Origin of the sequence: Chryseobacterium sp. T16E-39, assembly GCF_002216065.1 — a bacterium.
GTDB lineage: Bacteria > Bacteroidota > Bacteroidia > Flavobacteriales > Weeksellaceae > Chryseobacterium.
The window spans coordinates 1217929-1243834 of the sequence record NZ_CP022282.1 but is presented as its reverse complement, the minus strand read 5'-3'; the positions used below and the strand labels follow the sequence as shown (position 1 = coordinate 1243834).

The 25906-nt window shown below is 33.6% G+C and carries 24 protein-coding genes and 4 tRNA genes; 19 read left to right on the top strand and 9 right to left on the bottom strand.

The window, feature by feature from the left end; genetic code table 11:
• The first annotated feature begins 7 nt into the window (after positions 1-7).
• From CEY12_RS05510 to CEY12_RS05495, 4 genes are all read left to right on the top strand, one after another.
• Positions 8-80: transfer RNA gene (locus CEY12_RS05510), tRNA-Met, on the top strand.
• Between the two features lie 41 nt (positions 81-121).
• Positions 122-194 (top strand) — tRNA-Met (locus CEY12_RS05505).
• A 38-nt stretch (positions 195-232) separates the two neighbouring features.
• Positions 233-305 (top strand) — tRNA-Met (locus CEY12_RS05500).
• A gap of 41 nt (positions 306-346) precedes the next feature.
• A tRNA-Met gene (locus CEY12_RS05495) sits at positions 347-419 on the top strand.
• A 67-nt stretch (positions 420-486) separates the two neighbouring features.
• Here the strand turns inward: CEY12_RS05495 and CEY12_RS05490 are convergent.
• Entirely contained in the window at positions 487-939 is a 453-nt protein-coding gene (locus CEY12_RS05490; RefSeq protein WP_089026734.1) for a carboxymuconolactone decarboxylase family protein, read from the bottom strand.
• A 146-nt stretch (positions 940-1085) separates the two neighbouring features.
• Between CEY12_RS05490 and CEY12_RS05485 the strand changes: the two genes are divergently transcribed.
• Positions 1086-1658 (top strand): hypothetical protein, encoded by a 573-nt coding sequence (locus CEY12_RS05485; protein ID WP_089026733.1) that lies wholly within the window; start codon positions 1086-1088, stop codon positions 1656-1658.
• A 56-nt stretch (positions 1659-1714) separates the two neighbouring features.
• Here CEY12_RS05485 and CEY12_RS05480 read toward each other — a convergent pair whose 3' ends face one another.
• A complete protein-coding gene (locus CEY12_RS05480) occupies positions 1715-2296 on the bottom strand; it encodes a hypothetical protein (RefSeq protein WP_089026732.1) in 582 nt (193 codons plus the stop codon).
• 332 nt (positions 2297-2628) lie between these two features.
• Here CEY12_RS05480 and CEY12_RS05475 point away from each other — a divergent pair, with 332 nt between their 5' ends.
• From CEY12_RS05475 to CEY12_RS05465, 3 genes are all read left to right on the top strand, one after another.
• Positions 2629-2994 (top strand): BlaI/MecI/CopY family transcriptional regulator, encoded by a 366-nt coding sequence (locus tag CEY12_RS05475; protein WP_089029799.1) that lies wholly within the window; start codon positions 2629-2631, stop codon positions 2992-2994.
• 1 nt (position 2995) lies between these two features.
• Positions 2996-4864: a M56 family metallopeptidase gene (locus CEY12_RS05470; protein WP_089026731.1), complete on the top strand. Its 1869-nt coding sequence runs from the start codon at positions 2996-2998 to the stop codon at positions 4862-4864.
• 64 nt (positions 4865-4928) lie between these two features.
• A complete protein-coding gene (locus CEY12_RS05465; protein ID WP_089026730.1) occupies positions 4929-5837 on the top strand; it encodes a GLPGLI family protein in 909 nt (302 codons plus the stop codon).
• 85 nt (positions 5838-5922) lie between these two features.
• On the opposite strand, the gene fsa is transcribed toward CEY12_RS05465, so the two are convergent.
• Positions 5923-6576 (bottom strand): fructose-6-phosphate aldolase, encoded by a 654-nt coding sequence (gene fsa / locus CEY12_RS05460; RefSeq protein WP_089026729.1) that lies wholly within the window; start codon positions 6574-6576, stop codon positions 5923-5925.
• A gap of 261 nt (positions 6577-6837) precedes the next feature.
• Here fsa and CEY12_RS05455 point away from each other — a divergent pair, with 261 nt between their 5' ends.
• A complete protein-coding gene (locus tag CEY12_RS05455) occupies positions 6838-7326 on the top strand; it encodes a YdeI/OmpD-associated family protein (protein ID WP_089026728.1) in 489 nt (162 codons plus the stop codon).
• A 64-nt stretch (positions 7327-7390) separates the two neighbouring features.
• Here the strand turns inward: CEY12_RS05455 and CEY12_RS05450 are convergent, their stop codons facing one another.
• Positions 7391-7939, bottom strand: coding sequence for a tetratricopeptide repeat protein (locus CEY12_RS05450; RefSeq protein ID WP_089026727.1), 549 nt, complete (start codon positions 7937-7939; stop codon positions 7391-7393).
• Positions 7940-8135: 196 nt separating this feature from the next.
• On the opposite strand from CEY12_RS05450, the gene pepE reads away from it, so the two are divergent.
• Genes pepE through CEY12_RS05430 form a run of 4 tightly spaced genes read left to right on the top strand, consistent with a single transcriptional unit; the run spans position 8136 to position 12012 of the window.
• Positions 8136-8828, top strand: a complete 693-nt coding sequence (gene pepE / locus CEY12_RS05445; RefSeq protein ID WP_089026726.1) for a dipeptidase PepE — start codon at positions 8136-8138, stop codon at positions 8826-8828.
• Positions 8800-9399, top strand: a complete 600-nt coding sequence (locus CEY12_RS05440; protein ID WP_089026725.1) for a hypothetical protein — start codon at positions 8800-8802, stop codon at positions 9397-9399. Before pepE ends, CEY12_RS05440 begins: the two co-directional genes overlap by 29 nt.
• Positions 9400-9452: 53 nt before the next feature.
• On the top strand, positions 9453-10835 hold the full coding sequence (gene dacB / locus CEY12_RS05435) for a D-alanyl-D-alanine carboxypeptidase/D-alanyl-D-alanine-endopeptidase (protein ID WP_089026724.1): 1383 nt from the start codon (positions 9453-9455) through the stop codon (positions 10833-10835).
• A 7-nt stretch (positions 10836-10842) separates the two neighbouring features.
• Positions 10843-12012 carry a sensor histidine kinase gene (locus tag CEY12_RS05430; protein WP_089026723.1) on the top strand — a complete coding sequence of 390 codons (1170 nt, stop codon included), beginning with the start codon at positions 10843-10845 and terminating at the stop codon, positions 12010-12012.
• Between the two features lie 139 nt (positions 12013-12151).
• On the opposite strand, the gene CEY12_RS05425 is transcribed toward CEY12_RS05430, so the two are convergent.
• From CEY12_RS05425 to CEY12_RS05405, 5 genes are all read right to left on the bottom strand, one after another.
• Positions 12152-14008 carry a peptidase M61 gene (locus tag CEY12_RS05425; RefSeq protein WP_089026722.1) on the bottom strand — a complete coding sequence of 619 codons (1857 nt, stop codon included), beginning with the start codon at positions 14006-14008 and terminating at the stop codon, positions 12152-12154.
• 225 nt (positions 14009-14233) lie between these two features.
• The gene (locus tag CEY12_RS05420; protein ID WP_089026721.1) at positions 14234-15865 is read right to left on the bottom strand and encodes a M1 family metallopeptidase; all 1632 of its coding nucleotides are present in this window, start codon (positions 15863-15865) and stop codon (positions 14234-14236) included.
• Positions 15866-16171: 306 nt separating this feature from the next.
• Positions 16172-16999: a twin-arginine translocase subunit TatC gene (gene tatC / locus CEY12_RS05415; RefSeq protein WP_089026720.1), complete on the bottom strand. Its 828-nt coding sequence runs from the start codon at positions 16997-16999 to the stop codon at positions 16172-16174.
• Positions 17000-17185: 186 nt separating this feature from the next.
• Positions 17186-17872: a type 1 glutamine amidotransferase domain-containing protein gene (locus CEY12_RS05410; protein ID WP_089026719.1), complete on the bottom strand. Its 687-nt coding sequence runs from the start codon at positions 17870-17872 to the stop codon at positions 17186-17188.
• A gap of 189 nt (positions 17873-18061) precedes the next feature.
• Complete coding sequence (locus CEY12_RS05405; protein ID WP_089026718.1) at positions 18062-19021, bottom strand: SIS domain-containing protein; 960 nt, start codon at positions 19019-19021, stop codon at positions 18062-18064.
• A gap of 161 nt (positions 19022-19182) precedes the next feature.
• Here CEY12_RS05405 and recQ point away from each other — a divergent pair, with 161 nt between their 5' ends.
• The 6 genes from recQ to lpdA all read left to right on the top strand — a co-directional run bounded on the left by recQ (position 19183) and on the right by lpdA (position 25852).
• The gene (gene recQ / locus CEY12_RS05400; protein WP_089026717.1) at positions 19183-21387 is read left to right on the top strand and encodes a DNA helicase RecQ; all 2205 of its coding nucleotides are present in this window, start codon (positions 19183-19185) and stop codon (positions 21385-21387) included.
• Between the two features lie 108 nt (positions 21388-21495).
• Entirely contained in the window at positions 21496-21921 is a 426-nt protein-coding gene (locus CEY12_RS05395; RefSeq protein WP_089026716.1) for a hypothetical protein, read from the top strand.
• 99 nt (positions 21922-22020) lie between these two features.
• Positions 22021-23103 (top strand): glycosyltransferase, encoded by a 1083-nt coding sequence (locus CEY12_RS05390; RefSeq protein WP_089026715.1) that lies wholly within the window; start codon positions 22021-22023, stop codon positions 23101-23103.
• 59 nt (positions 23104-23162) lie between these two features.
• The gene (locus CEY12_RS05385; protein ID WP_089026714.1) at positions 23163-23564 is read left to right on the top strand and encodes a cupin domain-containing protein; all 402 of its coding nucleotides are present in this window, start codon (positions 23163-23165) and stop codon (positions 23562-23564) included.
• Positions 23565-23980: 416 nt separating this feature from the next.
• The gene (locus CEY12_RS05375) at positions 23981-24322 is read left to right on the top strand and encodes a hypothetical protein (RefSeq protein ID WP_157676757.1); all 342 of its coding nucleotides are present in this window, start codon (positions 23981-23983) and stop codon (positions 24320-24322) included.
• Between the two features lie 126 nt (positions 24323-24448).
• Positions 24449-25852 carry a dihydrolipoyl dehydrogenase gene (gene lpdA / locus CEY12_RS05370; RefSeq protein ID WP_089026711.1) on the top strand — a complete coding sequence of 468 codons (1404 nt, stop codon included), beginning with the start codon at positions 24449-24451 and terminating at the stop codon, positions 25850-25852.
• Positions 25853-25906 lie beyond the last annotated feature (54 nt).

The following is a 25906-nucleotide window of genomic DNA, read 5'->3' as shown; positions in this document are numbered from 1 at the left end:
CCAATATCGCGGGATGGAGCAGTAGGTAGCTCGTCGGGCTCATAACCCGAAGGTCATCGGTTCGAGTCCGGTTCCCGCTACTAAGAATAAAGTGTTTTCGGTAAACACTCTAAAGATACACCGCGGGATGGAGCAGTAGGTAGCTCGTCGGGCTCATAACCCGAAGGTCATCGGTTCGAGTCCGGTTCCCGCTACTAAGCAAGTGCTTTCGGTAAGCACTCTAAAGATACACCGCGGGATGGAGCAGTAGGTAGCTCGTCGGGCTCATAACCCGAAGGTCATCGGTTCGAGTCCGGTTCCCGCTACTAAGAACAAAGTGTTTTCGGTAAACACTCTAAAGATACACCGCGGGATGGAGCAGTAGGTAGCTCGTCGGGCTCATAACCCGAAGGTCATCGGTTCGAGTCCGGTTCCCGCTACTAAGGCAAAAAGAGAATCACTAAGTGATTCTCTTTTTTATTTAATCGATCTGAAATTTTATAAAGATTACCCAAACATACCTACCTGGTAATCACCGGGAATTTGCTGGAAGGCAATATTAAAACGATTCCAGGTATTAATGGCATTGACAATTAAAGTAAGATCAATAATTTCTTCCTCAGAAAACTCTTTTTTTACATTTTCATATGCCTGGTCCGGAACGTGAAGACTGTTCACGGCTTCTGCCCATTCTAATGCTGCCCTTTCTTTATCGGTATAATAAGGGGTTTCTCTCCAGGCACTTAATCCGTAAAGGCGTTGTTCTGTTTCCCCCATTGCACGGAGTTCTTTAGAATGCATATCGAGACAGTATGCACATTGATTGATTTGTGAAATCCTGAAATCAATAAGTTCCATTAGTTTTCTGTCAATAGAACAGTGTTTTAAATACTGAGTAATTCCAAACACCGGAGTAATTGCTTTTTTACCTTTTTCAAATAAATTAATTCTTGGTTCCATAAATTTTAATTTTGGTTGTTATATATGAATGACAATTGTATTTTACTTTTTGGACAAATACGATCATTTTATTAAATAAAATTTTAATTAATAGTTTCACTTATTGATTTTTATACCATCTTTATCATAGTTATAAAATTAGGCAAATGGAAACTCTCATCATTCAGGAAAAGAAAAAATCCGTAATAACAGATGTTATTCTTTTAATTATATTTGGTCTTGTTCCTTTATTTTTTCTTATTAAATGGATGTTGTCCAGCTATGAGGACCGCCTATTTATTATTTTCTTAATGCTGGTAACGCTTGTTTTTCCTTGTGTTGTTATATCTGGGTATATCTGGGATGTAAAGCAGAAAATAGTTTTGTACAAGTCCGGAATCAGATTATGCTATGGAAGAAATATTATTGATATTTTGCATGGTGAGGGAATGTTCAGTATACCTCCCGATCTTGAGATCAGCTGGACAAGGGTTACAGGATTTCTTTTAGATGTATATGAGCACAATGAGCCTGTGGAAGGAGGTGGTTATTCTGCAGTAAAAAAGTATAGCCTTCTGATAATGATAAAAAATAAGGAAGAGTGGCTGTATGATACCCTTGAACCAAGAAGAAATTATTATGCGGTTGGTCTGGGGAAATATAAAGAATCACCACAGGAAATCCTGGAAATTTGTGAAAAGTTTCAGGAGGATATAAAAGATGATACTTCCTTGTTATAAAAATAAAAATCCTGCTTCAGGAGCAGGATTTTATGGTGTGAATATTTTTTTATTATCTATTGGGCGATCATATTATAAGGGCTTAAATTGATATCTTCAGCCATATTCTGACCAAGAAACTCTTTCTTTTGTCCCCCTTTCATTCTGTTCGCTGCATCATTTCCATTAAAGTAAGCCTCACTAAGCTTGGTAGTGATTTCTCCTGGATTGAAATCAATCTTGGTATCTCCTTCCACACCTAAATATCCATTCTTCTTTGTTAGATAAGTAATGTAGTTTTTATAATTGATCAAAGTATTTCTCAAATATTGGGTATGGTATTCCATGCATTTTTTTGCTTTCTTAGAAGAATTGTTCAAAATACAATTGTTCATATTTCCTCTGTATAAACGCCATTCAGATTCTAAAATACCATATTCTTTTCCTAATGCAACTTTTCCGTTGGTAAGAATATTATTGTCCCCTTCTTTAGTTGCGATCGTCTGTAGGTGTCCGATCACCGCTGGAACCGTTTTTTCAATTTTAGCTTTAGCTTCTTTTAAAGCACTGAAATCTGCAGCAGGAGAACCCTTTTTCTGAGCAGTTGTAACGTTAAAAATAAGTAGTAATAGTACAATCAATAAATTATATCTTTTCATGAGAAATTTTTAAAGCACTAAAATAAATATATTTTCTCATTTTAAACATATTCATTTTAATTTTATTTAATAAAATTTAACAAGTTTTAAGAATTTATATTATAATGCTGTAATTTGGTGTTAATAATTCATCACATAATAAAGACCTATTAAAAATTTAACATATTTTAATAAAAAATATTCGTCTGATTTTCAGTTATTTACATTTCAATATTCTTTATCACTAGAAAAATAGTTGTTGGAGTCAGAATTATTTCTACATTTGTATAACTAATTTAATAGTGATATGGAATTATATGATTCTATTTCATCAATTGATAAATGAACAGGCTATGATAATTCAGACTCTAACAAAAGCAGAAGAACAGGTAATGCAGTATTTATGGAAGATAGAAAAAGGATTTCTTAAGGATATTCTGGATCTGTTTCCTGAGCCAAAACCTCATACGAATACTGTTTCTACAATTTTAAAAGTATTAAAAGACAAAGAATTTGTAGACTATAATGTTTATGGAAGGCAGCATGAATATTTTCCTTTGATCACCAAAGAACAGTATTCCGGAAAGACAATGAAGAGTCTTGTGAAAAATTATTTTAAAGGTTCTTATAAAAGTGCAGTTTCTTTTCTTGTTGAAAAAAATGAAATGACAGTTGAGGATCTTGAAATGTTATTAAGCGAACTTAAAAAGAAAAACTGATATGGAAACGCTACTTCTATACTGTGGAAAAGTAATTATATGTTCTGGTGTAACATTTTTGTACTATCAGTTGTCTTTAAAAGACAGGACGTTTCATCATTATAACAGATTTTATTTGTTATCGGCTATATTACTATCATTACTACTGCCTCTTATTAGGGTAGACGATTTTACAATAGAAGTGAATAATGAGGTGTACTTGCTGTTAAATAAGTTACAGAATTTTAATTCAGATAAAAACATAAGCAATGACCACATTTATTTTAGAATTATTTTTTCAGCTTTGGGATTGGTTTCTCTCTTTTTTTTAGGAAGATTTATCTTTGGAATCATAAGAATCCAGAAGCTTAAAGACCAATTTCAGAAAGAAAGTTTTGATGGGATCAATTTTTACCATACAAATCTTACTGAAGCACCATTTTCTTATTTTAAGAACCTGTTCTGGAAAAGTTCAATTGTATTGAACTCGGATATAGGTAAACAAATCTTAAAACATGAAATGGTACATATTGAACAGAAACATTCATTTGATAAAATTTTTATCGAAGTGATTACATCCATTTTCTGGTTCAATCCGTTCTTTTATCTTATCAAAAAAGAACTCGGCTTAATTCATGAATATCTGGCTGATAAAAAAGCCGTCAAACAATCGGATACAAAAGCATTTGCGCAGATGCTTTTAGCAAGTCACTTTTCCGGAACACAGTTACCTGCAACCAGTCCGTTTTTAAGTTCAAATCTAAAAAAACGTTTAAAAATGTTACAGACACCCAAAACCAAATTCGGGTATGCGCGAAGAATTTTTGCCTTACCTGTTTTATTTACAGTGGCATTTGCCTATATGGTCAATGCGAAGAATAAGGAAATTAAAGAAACAAATATAGCGATCCATGACGCTGTTTCTCAAATCAAAAAAGAGAAACCTCAAACTGAAAAAGTTTCACCTGTTATCATCGAAACTAAAAAGGATACCATAAATCCGGGTAAAATGAGCATTGATGAATCTCAACAAAAAATACTGAGAAAAAGAGAAACTGAAAAAATAAAGGATCTTGGGAAAAAGATTCAGGAGAAAAGTCTTGCATTGAAAGGGCTGAAGCCAGATAGTAAGGAATTTCAAAAGAATGTAGATGATTTAGGTACGCTTTCTGCGGAAATGGGCAGAATTACAAGTTCTGATGACTTTAGAATGGCCTATACAATCAATGGAAGCGAAATAAAAAGGATCAATGATTTCTTCAAATCCGATGAATGGAAAAATAAGGTAAAAGACCTTAAAAATATGAATATTGAAATTCCTGAAATACCGGAAATCAATTTTGATCATTACGATGTGCCAACACCTCCAACGCCTCCTAATGCACCCAATGCTCCAAGAATGAAGGTGATGAAATTTGGGGATATGAAAGACGTAAAATGGAATGCCGCAGAGCTTGCAAGTGCATCGGAAAACGCAAAAGATGCCATGGAAATGGCAACAAAAAGAGCAAAGATCGACAGAAAGAGAGCTAAGCTTAATGAAAAGAGAGCAAAATTAGATGCCGAAAGAATGAAACTGGATGCCGAAAGAATGGCGCTGGATGGAAATAAGAGAGTTTATTTTTATAGCAATAATTCTACTTTCAGCAATTCAAACGGACCAATCACAATGAGCTTCAACACTGATTTTAAAGATAGCGATAGGGTAATCATTCCAAGGATCAACAGCTCTGACAGTAATTATAAAAATATGAAATTGTATCTTAATGGAGTAGAAGTGTCAAAAAAAGAATTTGAAGCCATCTTACCAAAGGATATAAAAAGTATGAAAATAAATAAACGTACAAAAGACGGAGATCCTTCAGGTGAAATAAGAATTCAGACAAAGTAAATATTAAAAAGTTCCAATTAGCTTTGTCAATCGTGGATTGGCAAAGCTTTATTCTTAATAAGCTATGAAAAAAACAATTTTATTTTTTTTATTTGTTAGCGCTTTGATCCATGCACAAACAACAAATAGATTTTTCTATGAGTATCAATTTATTCCCAATTCCAACGATAAAACAGATGTGAAAAAGGAAATGATGCTGCTGGATATTGACGGAAATGGTTCAAACTACTATAGCCGTGATAAATTTGTAGCAGATTCTACAACAAAAGCTGATATTGAAAGGCAAATGAAATCCAGTCCAGGAAGTATCAATATTAATAAAAGGGAAAAGCCAGGTCAGGTGTCTTATAAAGTAACCAAGAAATATCCGGATTTTACGACATATCTGTTCAGAAGTATTTCTATGGATCAATATAAGATCAAAGAGGATAAAAAACCGGAATGGAAGATTCTTCCTGATAAAGAGAAAATAGGCGAATACAATACGCAAAAAGCAACTACTCAACTTGGGGGAAGAGAATGGACTGCATGGTTTACCGCCGACATCCCGTTTCAGGATGGACCTTATAAGTTTTATGGTTTACCCGGGTTGATTGTAAAAATAGAAGATGCAACGGGATCCCATACTATGACTCTTATTGGAAATAAAAAGATGCCCGATCTTACTAAGGAAAAAGAAATGCAGATTCCGGAAGGAATGAGAATGATAGGAATGGGCGGAAAAGAAATTGAAGTAACCAAAGACCAGTTCCGAAAAGCCTGGAAAGCTTATGTAAATGATCCTACCAAAAATATGCGGGAAATGATGATGAGAAATGGAGGCGATTCCAATAATAAGGTAGTATTCAAAACCAAAACAGCAGACGGAAAAGAAATATCAGATCCTAACCAGGTGTTCAGAGAAATTGAAAAGAAAACTAAAGAAACATTAAGTAAAAATAATAACCCAATAGAACTGGACTTAGAAAATTAATAATTACATAACGAACTTTAGAGATAATAAAAAGCGTCTTAAATTAAATTTTAAGACGCTTTTACTTGTATTATATCTTAAGAAATTAAGCTAATTTCTGAGAATCTGCAATAAACTGAGCTAATCCGCTATCCGTTAAAGGATGTTTTAACAGACTCAAGATTGGAGGAAGTGGAGATGTAATAACATCAGCACCAATTTTAGCACAGTCAATAATGTGCATTGAGTGACGAATAGATGCTGCCAAAATTTCAGTATCATACATATAGTTATCAAAAATCAAACGGATCTCCTGAATAAGGCCTAATCCGTCTGTAGAAATATCATCTAATCTTCCTAAGAAAGGAGAAACGTAAGTCGCACCTGCTTTTGCCGCTAAAAGCGCTTGTCCCGGAGAGAAAATTAATGTACAGTTGGTTTTGATTCCTTTATCTGAAAAGTATTTTAATGCTTTGATACCATCCTTGATCATTGGGATTTTTACTACAATATTAGGATGGATTGCTGCCAATTCATCACCTTCTTTGATCATTTCTTCATAAGTAGTAGAAAGTACTTCTGCAGAAATATCTCCATCTACAATCTCGCAAATAGCCTTATAATGATTTTTGATGGCTTCAGCTCCCTGAATACCTTCTTTTGCCATTAATGATGGGTTCGTAGTAACTCCATCTAAAATTCCAAGGTCTTTTGCTTCTTTAATTTGCTCTAAATTAGCAGTGTCTATAAAAAATTTCATTTTGTTAAATAGATTTATTCCTACAAAGATAATGATTACTTTTTGAGTGGGAAATTTAGTTGTTGTTTTGTTGATGGTTACTAGTTAATAGTTGAAAGTTGAAAATGGAAAGTTAGAAGTTTGAAGTTTGAAGTTAGAAAGGGAAGAAGGAAGAAGGAAGAAGGAAGTAATATTACGTAGACAAAACCTCGAAACGCGAATCTTGCAACAAATCACCCCTTACCCATCATCATATAAAACTATTTTCTAAATTTGTTATCCATGAAAAATAATCAGTTTACAGCTCAGCTTGAAATTATTGGGATCAATCCTTTTGTTTTTGTTCCTGAGGATATTTTAATGGACATCTTCGATGCTTCAGGAAGAGACAAAAGTCCTATTCCTGTAAAAGGGACTGTAAATGGTGTAGAGTATAGACAGAATTTAATGAAGTATTTAGGAGAATGGCGACTGTATGTCAATCTTATTATGCTGAAAAATTCTCCAAAAAGAATAGGGGAGATCATTGAAGTTTCTATACATTATGATAGCTCAGACAGAAGCATTCCCATTCATCCTAAATTAGATCAGGCTATTAGGGAAGATCCTCTGACTTTAAATAATTTCGAAAACCTGATCCCTTCCAGAAAGCTTGAATTGGTTAGGTATATCAATAATCTTAAGACAGAAGAAAGTATTGAGAGAAATATTGATAAGATTATAAGGCATTTAAAAGGCGAGATTGATTTTTTTGGAAAAAAAATCAATTAAAAGGAGACATGTTAAGAATTTATACAATAAAAAAAATCCGGAAATTTTTTCCGGATTTTATTTTTTATGAATTTAAAGCTTTACTTAATTTTACAGCATCCTGATTGCTAGGATCATACTGTATTGATTTAGCAATATGTTCTTTTGCTTTATTAGGATCGCTTTTCTGCTCTGTAAAGGCAAGATAAAAATAAGCATAGGCCAGATTTTTCTTATTTTGCTCTACTTCTTCTGGTTTTACAGTAGCAATATATTTTTCATAGGCAATTTTAGCATTGGCATCATCTTTAGCTGCCTGATATGCATAGGCCTGACTATAATATGATGGAGCCCAATCTGGTAATAACACAGATATTTTTTTCCAGGTATCAACTGCATTGGTCCAGTCTGAAGCTTCCTGATAAGCTGCTGCTAATTTTGCTAATGATTCGGTATCCTTTGGATTGGTCTCGATTTGTTTTTTGAGACCATCAATGGTAGTATTACCCGATTGAGCTGTATTTGTTGTTTTTGTACTGTCGACTTGAGTAGTTTGTGCATGTACAAGACCTGCGCTTCCTACAAATAATAAACCTAAAAATAGATTTTTGATATTAATTTTAACCATTTTCATAATCTTATATTTTAAAATTCTAGATTCTAAAATTCAATAATAATTCCACAAAGGTTTAAATTTTAGAAGCTTTAGGCTTTTTTAGAAAATATTAACGGATTCTTGTTTTTTTTTAGCTTAATTTTTGATTCGTTGGTCTTTGAGTTTATCTTTGTAGTAGAACTATATTTTAAAATAATCCATATAATTTCATCATATGAATATCATATTAGCCTCAACATCCACTATTTTCGGTGGAGAATATCTGGAATACTTACGTGAAGAATTAATACAATTGTATAAAGGAATTGATGAGATCGTTTTCGTTCCTTTTGCCAGACCCGGTGGAATTTCGCATGACGAGTATACCGCAAAAGCACGTTCTTTTTTTGCAACAATTAATATTAGTGTAAAGGGACTTCATGAATTTGAAAATAAAGTTGAAGCGCTGAATAACGCCAAAGGATATTTTACAGGAGGTGGAAATACATTTTTGTTGGTTAAAACTTTACATGAGGAACATTTGATGGCAGTTTTAAAAAATAATGTGGAGAGCGGAAAAGCTTATTTGGGATGCAGTGCTGGAAGTAATATCGGGGGACAAAATATGAAAACGACGAACGATATGCCGATTGTATATCCACCAAGTTTTGATTGTATGGGATTGGTTCCTTTTAATCTGAATCCCCATTATTTAGATCCTAATCCTGAACTAAAACATAATGGAGAAACGAGAGAAACCAGAATCCTGGAGTTTTTAACTCAAAATGATCTGAAAGTAATAGGGCTTCGCGAAGGAAATTGGATCAGAAGAATAGGTGATAAAATAACAGTAGAAGGAAGTGAGTTGACCAGGATTTTTGAAAAAGGAAAGGATCCTTATGAAATTGAAACGGGGAGCTCATTATAAAAAGTCAAGCCATATCGTCAGAAATATTTTGGCTATTTACTTATTATTAATCTCGATATATATTAAGTCTCAAAACTCGAGTGTTTCTGACAATGATATGTATGGAGTAATAAATTATGTAATTAAAATAAAAGTTGATAAAGTTGAAAACATAAAGATTATTACTGAAGACCCAAATTATATTGAAAAGGATTATAAATTTTTAGACATAAAAATAGTAAAAGATTTTTTTAATAAAAGGGATGTAATATCTATGAAGAAACAATATGAAGAATCTAAAGACTTTTTACTTAATCCAAAATATATCATGAATATTAGAATAATTCATAAAGAAAAGTTATTAAGTTATAAAAATAATAAACAATATTTTTGGACTGAATTTAATAAATTACATGGAAAGGTTTCATTTATGTTTGTTAGTAAACCTTTGTTTTCTATAGATAAAAAAAGAGCTATTATTAGTTATGGTCATTATTGTGGTGGGCTTTGTGGAGAAGGAGAAAGAGTTATAGTAAAAAATGATAATGGAAATTGGAAAATAGAAGAAAAGTTATCTGGTTTTGTAAATTAGTTTTTTTTTATAAAAATCTGTATAGATTATAATCTTTATTATATTTGATAAATATGAAGTTATTAAAAAAAACACTTGGTGTTCTTATATTATCTACACAAATAGTTTTTGCCCAGGATATCGTTCAGAAATTAGATGATGCTACGAAGGGGCTAATGAATTCCTCAGGAGGTATAGCATCCAGTTTATCTTTTTATGTAGCAGATGAAAATGGTAATTTAGTTTACGAATATCAGGGTAAGAAAGGGCTTTCGACTGCTTCTACACAGAAAATATTTACAGCTGCAGCAGCATTACAAACATTAGGAAAAAACTATACTTTTAAAACCACATCAAGTTATTCAGGAACGGTATTGAAAGATGTTCTTAACGGAGATCTTCTGATCAGTTCTAATGGAGATCCTACCTTGGGAAGTTGGCGCTATGAGTCATATAAGCCGGAAAGTTTTAAGAAAAAGCTTATAGAGTCAATCAAAACACTCGGGATAGCAAAAATCACAGGGAATCTGATTATCGATGATTCTTATTTTGATCATCAGACCATTCCTGGAGGTTGGCCCTGGGATGATCTTGGAAACTATTATGGAGCTGGAGTTTGGGGTGTGAATTGGAGGGAAAACCAATTTGATATCAATATTAATGGAACCAGTTTTAAGGGGTTTTCCTATCCTTTGGAAGGGGTTCAGTGGTTAAATGATTTAAAAGCTGGTGGAAGTTCTGACCAAAGCCTTATTTTTACGGCTCCTCATTCTAATGTGGCTTTAATTAACGGAACCTTACCAAGCGGTAAAACGGTCACGGTTTCAGGATCTACTCCAAATCCTCCTATGCAGTTGGGAGTTGAGGTTAAAGAATGGCTTAAAGAGTCAGGAATAAATTTTTCTGGGAAGGTAATTACCAATTCCCAACTTGAAATTGAAGGGAAACAGCCTATTGAAGTCCTCCCAAAAAATATAATTCTTACTTACCAATCACCATCATTAGATAAGATTGTTTATTGGTTTTTGAGAAAAAGTATTAATCTGTATGGTGAAACGCTCATTAAGACCTTAGGGAAAGAGAAAAAAGGAAATTCCAGTTTTAAGGCCGGAGTTGCTTACCTTAAGGAATTTTGGAAATCAAACGGGATCAATCCGAATATGATCAATTTTGCCGACGGAAGCGGACTTTCTCCCCAAAATTATGTTTCAGCCAAAGCTGAAGTGCAGGCACTTCTATATGCTAAAAAGCAATCATGGTTTGATGCTTATTATGATGGGTTTCCCACCCAGGAAAATGGAATGAAAATGAAAAGCGGAACCATGAGAGATACCAAGTCTTTTGCAGGGTATCAAACGGCGAAAGATGGAAAGAAGTATGTATTTTCTATTATTATTAATAACTATCAGGGAAGCGGAAATACAGAGTTGCAGAAAATTCTGAACATTTTAAAATAAGCGTGTAATGAAAAATCGTCCGTTTTTTTCGAGGATCAATAACTGGTTTGTATTTACATTACTGACGATCATTGTTGTTGCTTTGATTGTGTCTTCCAATATCCTCATTAAAAACTTACGGGAAAAAGAAGCGGAAAGAATCAAAGTTTTTGCTACTGCTATAAAAATTCTACAGGATAATAAGCAGAAGAGTTCAGAAACTCAGGAGTTATTATTTGCGATCCTGACTGAAAATGATCAAATTCCATCCATTTTAACAAACGCAAATAAAGAACCCTTTATTTTTGAAGGGAGCTCACGAAATATTTCTAAGGAAGTCCTTGAAAACCCTAAGGAACTTAGAAAGCTGATCTTAAAAATGGAGAATAATTATGCTCCATTTGAGATTGAAGTTGCCAACGGCGATAAACAATTTGTTTTCTATGACAACTCATCATTGCTTAATAATTTGCGTTATTATCCCTATTTCTTAGGGTTGTTTATCCTTTCCTATTTATTATTTTCTTTCTGGTTTTTGAGAACAATCAAGAAGACAGATGAAGGATATGTGTGGGCAGGATTAGCTAAGGAAACAGCACACCAAATCGGAACACCACTTTCATCGATGATTGGCTGGATGGAAATTATGAAGCTGGAAAGTCCCGAGTCGGAGGGAATCTATGAAATAGAGAAAGATATAGAACGGTTGAGGACGATTTCAGAACGATTTTCCAAAATAGGTTCTGTGCCGGAGCTGAATGACATGAATTTTAATCAAATGATTCAGGATAATTATGAATACCTGAAATCTCGGATTTCCAGAAAAATCAGTTTTACCTTACAGTTGCCTACCTATACTATTTTAGTTCCTCATAATAAGATCCTGATGAGCTGGGTGATTGAAAACCTAGTAAAGAATGCTGTAGATGCCATGAAAGGAGAGGGGGCACTGCAAATGTCGGTTTTCGAGAGGAACAAAAATATTTTGATAGAAGTAAAAGATTCCGGAAGTGGGATGACAAAACAACAGGCTAGAAATGCTTTTAAACCTGGATATTCAACAAAAAAACGGGGATGGGGACTAGGCTTATCCCTGGCAAAAAGAGTGGTACAGGAGTATCATAATGGAGATATTAAAATTTCTCAAACTGAAATTGGAAAGGGAACTACTTTCAGAATAACGATTAAAAAGGGGTAAGGGAAAAAAATTCTCCATCAATAATCTATTGTAAATTGATCTTGTTCTAAGCCTGAGATTGCTTCGCTTCGCTCGCAATGACTGGGTGAAAAATAAAAAAGCGAGGAAATATCCTCGCTTCTTCTTTATAAATATTTTGTTATTTTTTTCCTGTCAACCACTGATCCTGCAGTTTTTGTTCTGCTGGTGTAGGACTTGCTTTAAACTGAAGAGTTTCCTTTGTCAGTTTATCTAAAATTGCTTTTCCTTTAAGATCTATTTTATCAGTTTTATCACCATTTTTTCTTAAGACAGTTACTGTAACATCTTGTCCGTCTTTAATGGTCTTTGTATAATTGATAAATGCCGGTATATTTTTGACATCAATGGTTTTTCCATCTATGGCCAATACTTCATCTGTGATTTTAAAACCAATACTTTTTGCAAAAGGAGATAGAGGAGAATTTTCATCAAAAATAAACGTGTTATTTTTCTCGTTAAATCCTGTTTGGTTTGGATCTTTAATCATCCAGAAAATAGGAGGTGTTTCCTGTTTTTTAACTTCAACACCCACCTGACTTAAATATTCTGCATAAGGTGTCGGCTGGCTACCAGCGATATATTTGTTATAGAAATCTTTGATCTGAGGATATCCTGTAACCGTTACCAACTCGTCAATCAGCTTATCGTCTTTAAATGGTTTGTTTTCACCAAATCTTTGAGACAGTTTTCTGATCATATCACGGTAACCCATTTCACCATTGGATAGCTTTCTCAATTCAATATCCATACACATGGCAATTAATGCTCCTTTTTCATATACGTTTCTATATTGATCTTTGTATGGCTCTACAAGTACATTTTTACTCATTACAGTAAATGGCATTGTATCGTTGAAACTTTTAGAGTTGGTTATTTTCTCACCCATTCTTTTCAGGAATTCATCTTTATTGATCAACCCTTCCTGGATCTGGAATAAATTAGCGAAATACTCTGTTCCTCCTTCATACATCCAAAGGTGTTGAGACATCTTAGGATCTGCATAATTGAAGTAATGGATTTCTTCAGAATGGGTTTTCAAAGGATTTACGGTATGGAAAAATTCGTGAGAAACAACGTCTGTAATTGTTTGATCAATCGCATCTTTTGGCATGGCTTCCGGAAGCACAACGCTTGTAGATTCATGATGCTCCAGTGCTCCAAACCCTTTTATGTGAGGGCCTTCTCCACCAGAAAGGTAAAGCATGATCGCATACTTTTTATTGGTGTTCATATCACCCAGAAATTTCTTCTGAGCAACGACCATCTTTTCTAAGTTTTCTTTAAAATCTGCAGCTTTATATTTTCCTGTTGGAGAATATACTCCCAATACCAGATCCATTCCTCCCGCATTGAAGGTAATGTAATCGGGTTTTGTATACATTAGTGGAGAATCTGTTACCTTAGCATAGTTAGCCAGTGTAAAGGTATCTGTAGCTTCTGATTTGTCCTGATCTACCAATGCTGTAGTTCCGTAAAAATCTGTTGGTTTCTGAATGACCAACTGATAGGGAACATCCTGCATATCGTCTATATATCCTATAAATCCGTGAGTATTGATCATGAATATTTTTCCTGCTTCAATATCCGTTCCGGAAGGGGAAAATACAGCTTTGTGCTTTTCGGTATTCAATTCATCATCAAAACTATCGTTTACAAGATAGGTCACTTTACTTAAAAATTTAGCATTTTTAAGAGTATATGAGTTGTCATCTACTTTAGTATAGGCAAGCTCTTTTCCTTTATTGTCCAGGAATTTAATACCTTCTATAAATCTTCCATAATCATCTACGGAATAGGTTCCGGGAACTGTTTTAGGAAAATGGAACTTTACATTTCCTGATTTCATTTTAGGAAATTCCATTGTTACTGCTACCTTATCATCTTTCACATTGACCAGGTCAATATTGGTTTTGATAGATTGGGCATTGGCCATCACAGTGGCTAGAATACCTAAGCTTAGTGCTATTTTTTTCATTGATTAGAATTTATAGTTAAGTAGTTGTTCTAAAAGTGATTTTGTTACAAATACGAGTCCAATGCAGTATTAAATTTTTCATAAAATGGCGACAAGGCGAATTTGCAAAACCGCATAATCGTTAATTTGTTTATCTATTTCGCAATTTTACGATTCTACAATTTAGCGATTTCGCTTTTCTGCTATTTTGCTATTTTGCTATTTTGCTATTTTGCCTTTTAGCCCTTACTGTACCTTCTTATAATTAACATAGTAATTCTTATTAAACTCCACCGGTGTTCCTTTTTTCAATTTCACAGTTTGCCACTCTTCTGTAGGAGTAATGGTTTGCTCGCCATCAATTCTGATAGGAAGCTTAAAGTTTTTAACCACATTGGTATAGCGGAATTTTAAAGCTTCTCCTTTTTGAGAATACTCCAACGTCGGAACCTTAATCGTTCTTAGGTACTGATTAAATACAGATGAAAAATCGATTCCTGATTTAGAGTTAATATAATTTTCAATTTGTTGGGTGGTAACCGTCTGATGATAGAATTCTTTATTTAATCCTCTTAAGATTTGTCTGAACTTATCATCATTATTAATGACCTGTCGGATGGTGTGAATCATATTTGCTCCTTTAGGATACATATCTCCACTGCCTTCATTTCTTACACCATATTTACCGATAATCGGAACATCATTACTTATTATGTTTCGAATTCCGATTGCATAGATATCTGCAGATTTTTTATCCAAGTATTTTTCCGTGAAAAGAACCTCGGAATAGTTTGTAAAGCTTTCGTGGATCCACATATCAGCCTGATCTTTTGCGGTAATATTATTGGCAAACCATTCGTGTCCGCTTTCATGAATAATAATAAAATCCCATTTCAGTCCAACTCCGGTTCCAGATAAATCCCGTCCCAGATATCCATTCATATATTTGTTACCATAGGCAACATTACTTTGATGTTCCATTCCTAAATAAGGAGAATCTACCAATTTGTAGGAATCTTCATAAAAAGGATAAGGGCCAAACCAATATTCAAATGCTGATAGCATTGGTTTTACCTGTTGGAATTGCTTTTTGGCTTTTTCTAAATTGTAATCTAATACCCAGTAATCGAGATCCAGTTTTCCTTTTTCTCCATTGAAAGTATCTTTAAAATTGACATATTTTCCAATATTGGGAATGATAGAATAGGCATTGATAGGATTTTTAACCTCCCAGGTGAATGTTGTCTTGTCACCTTCTGTTTTTTTATCGATTAATTTTCCATTTCCAACTCCTACAAGGTCGTTAGGAGTGATTATTTTCATAATGATCCCATTATCCGGTTCATCGCTCCAGATATCTTTTGTAGGAAGCCATATAGAGGCTCCGATTCCTTCATCAGCTACACTCATCCATGGATTGCCATTTTCATCTTTGGTGAAAACCCAGCCGCCATCCCAAGGTGCTTTTTTAGCAATAACAGGATTCCCCGAGTAAGTTATATCGATTGTATATTTTTCACCTTTTTTGAAACTTTTATTGGTCGTTATAAAAATGAAATCCCCATCCTGTTTGAATTCAGCAATGGGTAAGCTGCCTTCTATCTTGTCAGCTTTCATAGGTTTTTGAAGATCAATCTGAAAAGTTGGATTAACGACATCTTTGATAATTTCAAAGCTTATTTTATTCGTTCCCTTGATGCTTTTTTGCTCAAAGTTTGGCTCTACGGAAAGTTCATACTTTTTAACGTCCCAAAAGTTTCTAAACTTAGTATTGGAGCCCTTTAAAGTATCCTGTTTTGTGAAAGTTTCCGGCTTTTCGAAGAATTGTCCAAATGCTAATGCAGATGCAAATAAAAGTGTATATGAAAGCTTTTTCATTTTGATATCAAATTATTAATCTATCAAAAATAGAAAATTTATTAATGAGAAGATGTAAAATTGTTATTTAACTACAATATCAATAGAACGACATTCATAATAGCCCCGATTGAAGTGGAAATCCTTTTTTGAAAAAAAAGATTGTAACAAAAAGCGGGATCAAGCTCCAAAAAATATTTTCTAATAAGATGATTATTTCAAAACAAGACAGCATAAAAAATCCCGTAGAATTGTTCCACGGGAATATTGTTAATGGATAATAGCCCTTTTGCAATTTTGTCTTTTCGCTATTTCGCTTTTTATTAATTATTTCTGAACAGCTGGAAGATTTCCTTCACGTTTCTGTACCTTTTTATATACATAAGAACACATGATAATACTGAATTCATACAATAGAAGCAGTGGTAAAGCTGCCATGATCATACTTAAAACATCCGCAGGAGTAATAATTGCAGCTACTACCATGATAAGAACAATGGCATGTCTGCGATAGGTCTTCATGAATTTTGGATTCAGTATTCCGATCGTAGTCAGGAAATAGATAAGAATAGGGAAAAGAAAAACTACTCCCATACCTAATACAACCTGTAAAAATAATGTAGTATAATCGCTTAAATCATAGAGGGGGATGATAATATCCGAGATTTTAAAGATAACCCCAAAGTTAACAGCGAAGGGCAAAATTAAAAAATATCCTGATAAAACTCCCGTCATAAACAGGATCCAAACCGCATTAATGATGAAAATTGAATTTTTTCTCTCATTAGGATGCAATGCAGGACTGATAAAACGCCATAATTCCCAAACAATATAAGGAAAAGCTAAAACGATACCTCCGAAAATGGAAACAGCCATCATTACATTGAACTGTTGATAAAGCCTCTGAACACGTACAGGGAATTCTTTTGGAAGATGAATACTGTCATCTCCCAGTATCATTCTTGAAAAATGATTGACAACTTTGAAAGTGGGGAAATCATTTCTTGTAGGTCCAAAAAAGATATGATCCATGATCCAATTGATATTAAAGCCGATGATAAGAGCGGCAATGATAATAGCGATAATCGAACGAACAAGATGACCTCTTAATTCTCCAATGTGCCCAAGAAAGGACATTTCGTTTTTTTCTTCCATTATAATAGAATCTATCTAGAATATTAAGATCTTACGAAGATAAGACTTTATAAGTGTGCAAAACTATGAAATTATAATTAGTAATTATAATTATTAATCTGGATTTTAAGGAAGTTTTAAGATGATGAATGCATTGTAATAGTACCGGTTAAAGTAACCGGTACTATTTATATTTTCTTTTAGAATCTATTTTTCTAATATTTCCAATACTTTCTGGCCCACAGCACCTCCTGATTGAGGGTTTTGTCCGGTCACCAACCTGCCGTCTGCCACTGCAAAAGAAGTAAAGTCCTGATCTGCTTTTACATAATTAGCTCCTTTGCTTTTCAGGACATCTTCTGTGAGATAAGGCATATGGTCGGCCAATTCTGCTGCAACTTCCTCGGAGTTTGAAAATCCTGTCAGGGTTTTTCCTTTAATCAGTAATTCACCATCCGATAATCTGATATTAAACAGGCCTACTGCTCCATGGCAGACAGAAGAAACAATACCTCCATTCTCATATATTTTACGGGAAATTTCCTGTAACTCTTTATTTTCAGGGAAATCCCAAACAACACCGTGTCCTCCCGCATAATAGATCACATCATAATCCTCGGGTATGACATCCTTTGGCTGCAAGGTATTAGCTAATTTTTTTCTGAACGCTCCATCTGCATAATATTTCCAGTCAATGGGTTGTACAGACATTTGTAAAGAAACGGGATCGAGCGGTGTATATCCGCCTCTGGGACTTACAAAATCAATTTCATATCCTTTTTCATGCAATTTTTCATAAAAATGAACAGCTTCCCCCAGCCAAAGACCTGTGGCCCTATCCATATTGGGGTATTTCTCTACACTTGTTACGACGATTAATGCTTTTTTCTTCATTGTCTTTTTGTTTTAAATTAATAAATCTTGAGTTTTGTAAACAAGATAGCATTTTTTAAGATGATATATGCTCCCCATTGTGGAAAATCTCTGCTGTACTTTTTCTAAAAAAATAAACCGACCAGCTTACATGTGCAAACTGGCCGGTGGTATATTTCAGATTATTGAGATCAATAATGGTGGGTCAGACTAGATAATTCCCTCGTCAAGCAGCTTGTGAAGGTCTATAATTCCAAAATATTTACCATTTTCTGTTACGATAAGCTGACCGATGTTATTTTCCTTTAAAACTTTCATGGCTTCTTTTGCTAATACGCTTTTTTCAATGGTTTTAGGGTTTGCAGACATAATGTCTTTTGCTAAAACTTTAGTAACGTCTTCGCCTTTCAGGAGCATTCTTCTTAAATCCCCATCTGTAATTACTCCAATGATTTTTTCTTCATTGGTCACTACCGTGATTCCATGACTGGAAGCACTGATTGAAATAATAACATCTCTTACGGTTGAGTCTTCAGTAACCTGTGGCTTTTGTGAAGAAAGAAACTGTTCAACCCTTGCGGTTAAATTTTTCCCTAAGCTTCCGCCAGGATGGAACTTTGCAAAATCGTTTTCTCTGAAATTATTAAGTTCCATTAAACAGATTGCTAATGCATCTCCAAGCGCCATTTGTATGGTTGTAGAACTTGTCGGCGCCAATTTGTTGGGACAAGCTTCCAGATCGACATGAGTATCCAATATTATTTCCGAGAATTCTGCCAGTTTACTGTTCTTATTACCTGTCATTCCGATCAGTGCAGAAGAATAATCTTTTAAAAATGGAACTAGAGTGGCAATTTCGGGGGAATTTCCTGAATTTGAAATACATAAAACGACATCTTGTTTCTGGATAACTCCAAGATCTCCATGAATGGCTTCCGAAGCATGCAGAAACTGTGAAGGAGTTCCTGTGGAGTTGAGGGTGGCTACGATCTTATTTCCGACATGGGCAGATTTTCCGATTCCTACGACGATTAATTTTCCCTGAGCTGAGTGAATAATCTCTACTGCTTTTGCAAATTCATCGCCTATTCTGTTCTTTAATTTTTCAAGTTCTGAAATCTCTATTTCTAATGTACTTTTTGCTATTGAAATAATATTATCTCTTTCCATTTTTACCTTTACAGTTTGTATACAAAATTCTCCCGATATAAATTTATACTTTAAAAAGAATATTTAATATAAATTTTATTTTTTATAAATTCGTTCGCTTTTATTATAAGCAAAAATTTTATAACTTTGGATTAGATGCAAATTTAGCAATAGAAAATTAGATGAGCGCAAAAAAAGCCAATTTATCAGGCGAATTGAAAAAGTATTTCGGGTTTTCTACTTTTAAAGGTCAACAAGAACAAATCATAGAAAACCTGTTAGAAGGGAAGGATATATTTGTTTTGATGCCGACAGGAGGAGGTAAGTCATTATGTTACCAACTTCCGGCACTCATTTCCGAGGGAACGGCAATAGTAGTTTCTCCCTTAATAGCATTAATGAAAAATCAGGTAGACGCAGTAAATGGTCTTTCATCTGAAGATGGGGTAGCACATGTTTTAAATTCATCATTAAATAAAACCCAGACCAAACAGGTCTTTGATGATATTAAAATAGGTAAAACAAAATTATTATATGTAGCTCCTGAATCATTAATTAAAGAAGATTATCTGGATTTCCTTAAGGAAGTTAAAATTTCTTTCTTTGCTATTGATGAAGCGCACTGTATTTCAGAGTGGGGGCACGATTTCAGACCAGAATACAGAAATTTAAAAAATATTATCGATAAAATTGCAGATGTCCCTGTAATTGCTCTTACAGCCACTGCTACCCCTAAAGTTCAGGATGACATTCAGAAGACTTTGGGAATGGCAAATGCATTGGTATTTAAAGAAAGCTTTAACCGTGCGAATTTATATTATGAAGTTCGTCCGAAGGTTAATGTCGATCGGGAGATCGTTAAATTTATCAATCAACATAAAGGTAAATCAGGAATTATATATTGCCTGAGTCGTAGAAAAGTAGAGGAATTTGCTCAACTATTGCAGGTAAATGGGATCAATGCATTACCGTATCATGCAGGTTTAGACCAAAAAGTTAGAGTGGCCAATCAGGATAAATTCCTTATGGAAGATGCCGATGTTATTGTTGCTACGATTGCATTCGGAATGGGAATTGATAAACCCGATGTGCGTTTTGTTATTCATTATGATTTTCCTAAATCTTTGGAAAGTTATTATCAGGAAACGGGGCGTGCAGGACGTGATGGAGGCGAAGGCCACTGTTTGGCATTTTACGATCCTAAAGATATTGAGAAATTAGAAAAATTTCTTGCTCAAAAACCTGTTTCTGAAAGAGAAATAGGTTTGCAGCTTTTAAATGAGGTGGTGGGTTACGCCGAAACTTCAATGAGTAGAAGACAATATATTCTCTATTATTTTGGTGAAATCTTTGATCCTGTTTCAGGAGAAGGTGCCAAAATGTGTGATAATGCTTCAAATCCACCAAAGTTAAAAGATGCCACAAAAGATTTGAAAAAAGCCCTTGAGCTGATTAAAGAAACGGGAGAGAAATTTAAATCTAAAGATTTGATCTCTGTCATTGCAGGAAAAGAAAATGCAGTAACTAAATCTTATAAATTAGAACAAACTTCTTATTTTGGTTTTGGAAAAGAGGAAAATGATAATTATTGGAAAACCATTTTAAGACAGGCAACGGTACAAAATTTCTTACAGAAAGATATTGAGACTTATGGTGTTTTAAAAATTTCTGAAAAGGGATTACAGGTTCTGGATAATAAATTAGAACATTCTTTTTTAATTGCTGAAGACAGGGAATTTGACTTGACCCAAGCAAAGGCTGAAAGCGATCAGGTTCAGATGGAAGCTGGGGGAACGATGGATCAGAATTTATATGGGCTTTTAAAGGAATTGAGAAAGAAAGTTGCCAAGAAATACGAAATCCCTCCTTATACGGTATTCATGGATCCAAGTTTGGAGGACATGACTGTTCAGTATCCTATCACTGTAGAAGAAATAGCTAAAATTTATGGGGTAGGAGAAGGAAAAGCAAAGAAATATGGAAAGGAGTTTGCTGATTATATAAAGACCTACGTAGAAGATAATAATATCGAACGTACTCAGGATATGGTTCTAAAACAGGTTGCCAATAAATCCAGCCATAAAGTGTTCATTATTCAGAGTACCGATAAAAAAATTGACCTTGAAGATATCGCCAGAGCCAAGAACTTAACAATGAATGAATTGTTGAAGGAAATGGAAAGTATTGTTTATCAGGGAACAAAATTGAACATTGATTATTATGTAGAGGATAATTTTGATGAAGATATTGTAGACGGTTTCATGGAATTCATGAATGATTCTGAAAGTGATAGTATGAAAGTGCTGCTGGATGAATTTGGAGATGAACTTTCTGATGAAGAGGTTAGAATGTTAAGGATAAAATTCATTAGCGACGTTGCTAATTAAGGATCAACATAAAAAACAAAAAAGCTCTTCATCTGAAGAGCTTTTTTATTGTAGTTTAGTTGAAGGATAATAATTTATATTGAATGGAATTTTTAAAGAAAAACTATCTTGTACTTTTGTTTTTTTTTCATAATAGGTATCTTTTGCTATGATTATTTTGTAAGACAGGGTTTCAAAAAAAATTATAAAAGAAATGGGGAATATGCAATAGGGAAAATATATGGAATCAAAGAATATGGAAGAGCAACAGGTTATTACAATTTATATTTATTTAAGATTGGCAATCAAGAATATAAAGGACGAAGTGATGGAAACTTATCTTTTTCTCAAGCTCCCCAAAATATAGGTAAAAGATTTTTAGTATTGTATTTAAAAACAGATATTCATAATAATGCTATCTATGTTAGCATTCCTGTAAATGATAGTATAAAAAGTAATTCAGAATTACAGAAATGGATTTCGGCTCATCCGGAAATTAAATCTAAATTAGATTCAATTCCTGGTTCTGGTTTTTTCTTTGAAAATTATTTTTAAACTCTAAACTTGTTATTTATACAGTAATCAGTTTGTCATTATTCGTAATGATGAATGGAATATTTGAGTTGTAATTAAACTTTTTAGTAACTTTAACTGATGAAAAAAATATCTGTCATATTTATTCTGCCAGATTTAGAAACCGGAGGCGCAGAAAGAATAATTACCACCATTGCAAATCATCTTTCCAGGGATCGTTTTGAACCCAAGATTTTGCTGTTACGTAAAGAAGGCGGGTATCTTGAGTTTCTTGAAAAAGATATTGAAATTATTGATGTTAATACAGAAAGAATAAGACATTCATTAAAACCTATTTTATCAGAAATTTATCGGAGAAAACCGGATATTGTATTTTCAGGATTCGGGGAAGTAAATGCTTATTTATCTTTATTCATAAAACTCTTTCCAAGAACAAAATTCATTGCCAGAGAAACCAATGTGGTGAGTGAACATGTTACCCGAAAGGAAATTAAATTCTTTTATAATTTTTATAATAATTACCAGAGAATTATCGCTCAAAGTGATGATATGATGAAGGATCTGGTGAAAAATTTTAAAATAAAATCCAACAAAATCATTAAAATAAATAATCCTGTAGATTTTGATTTTATCGATCAGAAATTGTCGATTTCAAAAAAACCGGAATGCTTTAAATACAATTACAAAAATGTAGTGGCGATAGGCAATCTTTCATCGAGAAAAGGATTTGATAATTTATTGAAAGTTTTTTCAAGGCTTAAAAATGAAAATATTCTTCTTCATATCCTGGGAGATGGGAAAGACCGTGAAGTCTTGCATCAGATGAAAGATCTTCTCGGATTAAAGCATGTCATTTTTCATGGAAGGCAGGAAAATCCCTATCAATATTTAAAATATGCAGACCTATTTATTCTTTCTTCGAGGTACGAAGGATTTCCTAATGTATTATTGGAAGCCGGAGCTTGTGGAACTTATGCTTTAGCTAATAACTGCCCGGGAGGAATTAATGAGATTATACAACATCAGATTAACGGAGAAGTTTCAGATATTAATAATCACGAAGATTTCTCTCAGAAGGTCATGAGTGTTCTTCATCAGTCTTATGATAAAGAAGCTATTAAAAATTCTATTAAATCGAGATTTTCTAAAAATATTATTCTTGATCGGTATGAGAAAGTTCTTTTAGATCTTATGAACAAATAGCTTTATAATATAATCATTTCTCTTTTTCAAAAAATAACTTTTCAAAAGGAATTTAAAAAATGAAAGATTTAATTAAAACAATAGGAATCCTTATTTTACTGTTGAATTCTGCTGTACTTACTGCTCAGCAAAATCAGATAACCAGAAAAGAATTGTTGAATACTTCACTTGACCAAAAAGTTGGGTCAGTTCAAATGCAAGAAATAACGATGAACGTGGGACAAAATGCTCCAAAACATCTTCATCCATGTCCTGTATTAGGAATAATAAAATCTGGGGAGGCTATTTTTCAGATTGAGGGACAGGAAAAAACTGTTCTTCATGAAGGAGATACATTCTATGAACCCAAAAATAAAACGATCCTTCATTTTGACAACGGATCTAAGGAAAAGGCTCTCATCTTCACAGCTATTTACCTAAAAGAGGGGAATGAAGAAAATATACAATTCTTGAAAAAATAGGTAAAAAAATGATCTTGCGAGGGATATGATATTGGTAAGCATTGTTTTTTAGCGATTGTTATTGCATTAATGTGTGTAGAATTATTGCTTTCCAAAAAAAAATTCAGATTATTACCTTATAGTCAGATTTTGCCATCTTTTTTGCTGACGTTGATAATGATACTTTTTAATATTAAAATTTATATCCGTCTGAAGAAAGTAGGGTATTGTAATTATTTAAGAAGAAAAAGAGATAATAATCTATTCAGACATTTTATTCAGGGGCTTCGCTGTAATATTTGTTCATTCAGAATATTAGACTTAATGAATACTTTTTGGAAAAAAAAAGTAGATTCTTATGATAATATACTTTTGAGAGTACTTTCTGCTTGACGCGTTTTTATTATTTTTGAACTTCAAATAAGAACAAAATGAAAATGATTCCTAAAATTGGGTGTATTTGTGAAAGACCTGACCACAATTATACTGAATATAGAAGTTCAGAACTAGGTATAGATCATAATAAAGGAAGACATGGAGAAGTAACAATTCAACAGTGCAAGTTATGTCAAAGAATATGGATCCACTATTTTGTTGAATATGAGCATTATTCAAAATCAGGAAGATGGTACAAAGGAATTGTTTCCAAAAAAGACCGTTTACAAATAACCCCGGAAAATGCTGTGGAATACCTTGAAAGTCTTGAATGGTACGTTTATGGAGGTTCGTTTTTTGAAAACACAGGAACTATTGGCAAGGGGAGATTACAGCTAGATTGATAACTACGTTAAAGTATTTGAATTTTTTTGATTTCAAAATTGATAAAACTCACTTTGGTGCTTGGTAATTTATCATTAAATTTGTAAGACTTAAGATAGATAATAATAACAAATTCATAAAATAACATGAGTCAATTCGATGTTACCGTAATCGGTTCTGGTCCTGGTGGTTATGTTGCTGCAATTCGTGCTGCACAATTAGGCTTCAAAACAGCAATTATTGAAAAATATTCAACTTTAGGCGGAACTTGTCTTAACGTTGGATGTATTCCTTCAAAAGCACTTTTAGATAGTTCTGAGCATTTCGAAAATGCAAAGCATAATTTTGCTGGCCACGGAATCATTATTAATGACCCTCAAGTAGATATTGCAAGAATTATCGAGCGTAAAAATGAAGTAGTAAAGCAAAATACAGACGGTATCAACTATCTGATGAGCAAAAATAAAATTACTGTTTTTGAAGGAGTTGGAAGCTTTGAATCTGCTACCCAGATTAAGATCAGTAAGAAAGATGGTTCTTCAGAAAGCATTGAATCAAAATATACAATTATTGCTACTGGTTCTAAACCTTCATCATTACCATTCATAAGCCTTGATAAAGAAAGAGTAATTACTTCTACAGAAGCATTAAACCTTAAAGAGATTCCTAAGCATTTAGTAGTAATCGGAGGAGGTGTTATCGGTCTTGAATTAGGTTCCGTTTACCTAAGATTAGGAGCTCAGGTAACTGTAGTTGAATTTATGGATAAGATCATTCCAGGAATGGATGGAGCTTTAAGTAAAGAATTATTGAAGGTTCTTAAAAAACAAGGAATGAAGTTCATGCTTTCAACAGCGGTTTCTGCAGTAGAAAGAAATGGAGATTCTGTAAAAATTACAGCTAAAGATAAGAAAGGTGAGGAGGTAGTTGTAGAAGGAGATTATTGTTTAGTATCAGTTGGTAGAAAACCTTATACAGATGGTCTTGGTCTTGAAAAAGCTGGTGTAGAACTGGATGAAAGAGGAAGAGTAAAGGTAAATGATCATTTACAGACTAATGTGGCTAATATTTACGCAATCGGAGACGTTATCAAAGGTGCTATGCTAGCTCATAAAGCTGAAGAAGAAGGAGTATTTGTTGCTGAAACTTTAGCTGGTCAAAAGCCACATATCAATTATAACTTAATTCCTGGTGTTGTTTATACATGGCCTGAAGTTTCTGGGGTTGGTAAAACTGAAGAGCAATTAAAAGAAGAAGGTGTTGCTATTAAAGTAGGTTCATTCCCGATGAGAGCACTAGGAAGAAGCCGTGCAAGTGGTGATATTGATGGTTTGGTTAAAATTATTGCTGATGAGAAAACAGATGAGATCTTAGGAATGCACATCATCGGAGCAAGAGCTGCTGACTTAATTGCAGAAGGAGTTATTGCGATGGAATTCCGTGCAAGTGCTGAAGATGTTGCAAGAAGTTCTCACGCTCACCCAACTTATGCGGAAGCGATCAAAGAAGCTGCATTGGATGCTACAGGTAAGAGACCTATTCATATGTAATATGTATTGAAAGATTAAAAAATTTCAAGATTAAAATAGTAAAAGAGAACCCAA

Bases quoted from the DNA above. Each gene is read 5' to 3' on its own strand.
- CEY12_RS05490 (WP_089026734.1), bottom strand. From the start codon at position 939: ATGGAACCAAGAATTAATTTATTTGAAAAAGGTAAAAAAGCAATTACT.
- CEY12_RS05485 (WP_089026733.1), top strand. From the start codon at position 1,086: ATGGAAACTCTCATCATTCAGGAAAAGAAAAAATCCGTAATAACAGAT.
- CEY12_RS05480 (WP_089026732.1), bottom strand. From the start codon at position 2,296: ATGAAAAGATATAATTTATTGATTGTACTATTACTACTTATTTTTAAC.
- CEY12_RS05475 (WP_089029799.1), top strand. From the start codon at position 2,629: ATGATAATTCAGACTCTAACAAAAGCAGAAGAACAGGTAATGCAGTAT.
- CEY12_RS05470 (WP_089026731.1), top strand. From the start codon at position 2,996: ATGGAAACGCTACTTCTATACTGTGGAAAAGTAATTATATGTTCTGGT.
- CEY12_RS05465 (WP_089026730.1), top strand. From the start codon at position 4,929: ATGAAAAAAACAATTTTATTTTTTTTATTTGTTAGCGCTTTGATCCAT.
- fsa (WP_089026729.1), bottom strand. From the start codon at position 6,576: ATGAAATTTTTTATAGACACTGCTAATTTAGAGCAAATTAAAGAAGCA.
- CEY12_RS05455 (WP_089026728.1), top strand. From the start codon at position 6,838: ATGAAAAATAATCAGTTTACAGCTCAGCTTGAAATTATTGGGATCAAT.
- CEY12_RS05450 (WP_089026727.1), bottom strand. From the start codon at position 7,939: ATGAAAATGGTTAAAATTAATATCAAAAATCTATTTTTAGGTTTATTA.
- pepE (WP_089026726.1), top strand. From the start codon at position 8,136: ATGAATATCATATTAGCCTCAACATCCACTATTTTCGGTGGAGAATAT.
- CEY12_RS05440 (WP_089026725.1), top strand. From the start codon at position 8,800: ATGAAATTGAAACGGGGAGCTCATTATAAAAAGTCAAGCCATATCGTC.
- dacB (WP_089026724.1), top strand. From the start codon at position 9,453: ATGAAGTTATTAAAAAAAACACTTGGTGTTCTTATATTATCTACACAA.
- CEY12_RS05430 (WP_089026723.1), top strand. From the start codon at position 10,843: ATGAAAAATCGTCCGTTTTTTTCGAGGATCAATAACTGGTTTGTATTT.
- CEY12_RS05425 (WP_089026722.1), bottom strand. From the start codon at position 14,008: ATGAAAAAAATAGCACTAAGCTTAGGTATTCTAGCCACTGTGATGGCC.
- CEY12_RS05420 (WP_089026721.1), bottom strand. From the start codon at position 15,865: ATGAAAAAGCTTTCATATACACTTTTATTTGCATCTGCATTAGCATTT.
- tatC (WP_089026720.1), bottom strand. From the start codon at position 16,999: ATGGAAGAAAAAAACGAAATGTCCTTTCTTGGGCACATTGGAGAATTA.
- CEY12_RS05410 (WP_089026719.1), bottom strand. From the start codon at position 17,872: ATGAAGAAAAAAGCATTAATCGTCGTAACAAGTGTAGAGAAATACCCC.
- CEY12_RS05405 (WP_089026718.1), bottom strand. From the start codon at position 19,021: ATGGAAAGAGATAATATTATTTCAATAGCAAAAAGTACATTAGAAATA.
- recQ (WP_089026717.1), top strand. From the start codon at position 19,183: ATGAGCGCAAAAAAAGCCAATTTATCAGGCGAATTGAAAAAGTATTTC.
- CEY12_RS05390 (WP_089026715.1), top strand. From the start codon at position 22,021: ATGAAAAAAATATCTGTCATATTTATTCTGCCAGATTTAGAAACCGGA.
- CEY12_RS05385 (WP_089026714.1), top strand. From the start codon at position 23,163: ATGAAAGATTTAATTAAAACAATAGGAATCCTTATTTTACTGTTGAAT.
- CEY12_RS05375 (WP_157676757.1), top strand. From the start codon at position 23,981: ATGATTCCTAAAATTGGGTGTATTTGTGAAAGACCTGACCACAATTAT.
- lpdA (WP_089026711.1), top strand. From the start codon at position 24,449: ATGAGTCAATTCGATGTTACCGTAATCGGTTCTGGTCCTGGTGGTTAT.